Raw genomic sequence first — 1,952 nt, forward strand, 5'->3', positions numbered from 1 at the left:
TACCCATGGTCTAGTGCATAATCCACTACATGAAGTGCTGCTAATAATTCCCCAGACACATTCCAATAGGCCACATGATTCGGTTCTGTACTCGAAAGAGAAGATTCTACTTCTTCTGCACCAAGAAGAATAACCCCTCCAGAGCCAACCACACCTTTTCGCTTATCAAAACTGCCGTCGATAAAAGCACGAATTTCACAAGGATCTGACTCTATTAGTTGGCTTATATCATCATTCTGTGTTTTAAGATATTCATCTACGCTCATACGTTTAGACGCACTAGCAGATGTTTTCTTTGTACCGGTTCTAGTCAGTTTAATCTCTGCACTTTTAGGTATATCTATAGAGCCCATATAGGCTTTTGCTTCTGCTTCTGTAGGGAATGATTTATACTGCGCCCCAGGAAAGCCTTTTACTTGCACTTCACAATCAGACCAAGTCACATAGATTCCTGGATTATGCCCTACTCGAACAGCATAATATTTCTTTGCCATACTTACCCCATTGTCAGTGGCGCTATCGTGCCACCTACTACGTCTACTAATGCTTGTGGATTAACCTGTACTTGCATCCCTCTAAGTCCTGCACTGACATAGACCATAGGAATGGATGTAATGCTATCATCAAAATAGGTAGGAAATACTTTTTTCATCCCTAAGGGAGAGCAGCCACCGCGTAAGTAACCTGTCAAAGGCAATAAATCTTTTACCGCAATCAGTTCTACCGATTTATTTCCACTAACTCGTGCAGCTTGTTTCATATCTAATTCCCCTTCTACAGGAATACAGAACACCACATGACCAGTTACATTGCCTTTCCCCACAAGTGTTTTAAACACTTGTTCAGGCGGAATATGCAAAGATTCAGCAACATGTATACCAGCTCCGCGTTCTTCAGACCATTCGTAGGTGAACACTTCATAGTCAATATGGTGAGTATCTAGTATGCGTAATGCATTTGTTTTTTATGTCCTTTTTTACTCATTAGACCCCCTATTTGTTGGTAATCTTTGAAATATTTTTTAATTCAATGCGCAAGGTACCATTTTCATTCGTTGAAATTTCTATAAACTCACGATCATTCATATATTCTACTGGAAATGAAAGTTCAATACCAGTATCTGTTTTAATTTTATGTTGCTTGCCCACTTTTGTAGCATAGGTCCGACTCACTGGCAATGGTTCAAGTAAATCTTCTTCTGCTAGCTCTTTCATAGCTGCTTCTCGCTGAATGGGGTTCGTACTAAACACTTGCTCAATAATATGTCGTGCTTCTAATGTGTCAGAAACTTCTGCATTCTTAGCTAGTAATTCTTTTGTTTTAGCCATAGCTGCCACACCATCTTGCTCATGAGCTTTAGAAATTCGATCTACCACTGTGCGTACTTTTTTCACTGTATCTTTAGAAGACGGATTCGTGGTAACCTGAAAGATTCGTTCTTCTAAGAAGTGCATTTTCTCTCCATCATATTCACCTTTCGGCTCAAAGAGACGAATGGATAAATCAGAAAGTTTAATACTTGCAAAAGCATATAGTTTTTGTGTCACTGTTGGTAATACGACTCTATGCTCTACTAATTTTGTTGCTAATGAACCATCCTCTTCTGAATATAATTGGTGAGTATATCCATCATGGGCTTTACAAAGAAGAACGCAAAGGTAAGCTTGCTCTCCTTGTGCTTCACAGACAATCATATCTAGTACACAAGGGTCCATTGCTTGTGCCATATAGGTAAATAAAGTCTCACCTAGTTCTTTACCAAACTCTACAAGGCTTACTTCTTGATTCTCCAATTGTTTGATCTTTCGCCCCCATGGTGTTTGATCCGAGATATAACCAGTTCTGGCTCCAGGGTCTTGTAACGCTTTCATTACATGCATTTCAAGATAGCTCTGTATCTCTGGTTCAGTCATATCCATAGGATGATCTGAATAGGCCGACATAGACGATGT

General features: G+C 39.6%; 3 protein-coding genes. All 3 read right to left on the reverse strand.

The annotated features are described in order from the left end of the window. Window positions 1-494 (reverse strand): viroplasmin family protein (locus HMPREF9200_RS03915; RefSeq protein ID WP_009353520.1); only part of this gene is annotated, 494 nt, incomplete at its 3' end. A 2-nt stretch (window positions 495-496) separates the two neighbouring features. After that, on the reverse strand, window positions 497-946 hold the full coding sequence (ybaK, locus tag HMPREF9200_RS03920; protein WP_038144645.1) for a Cys-tRNA(Pro) deacylase: 450 nt from the start codon (window positions 944-946) through the stop codon (window positions 497-499). 46 nt (window positions 947-992) lie between these two features. Further along, the coding region (locus tag HMPREF9200_RS03925) for a nucleoid-associated protein (RefSeq protein ID WP_038144646.1) at window positions 993-1,952 on the reverse strand (960 nt) is incomplete at its 5' end.

The sequence above is a fragment of the Veillonella sp. oral taxon 780 str. F0422 genome (assembly GCF_000221605.1).
Classification (GTDB): Bacteria; Bacillota; Negativicutes; order Veillonellales; family Veillonellaceae; genus F0422.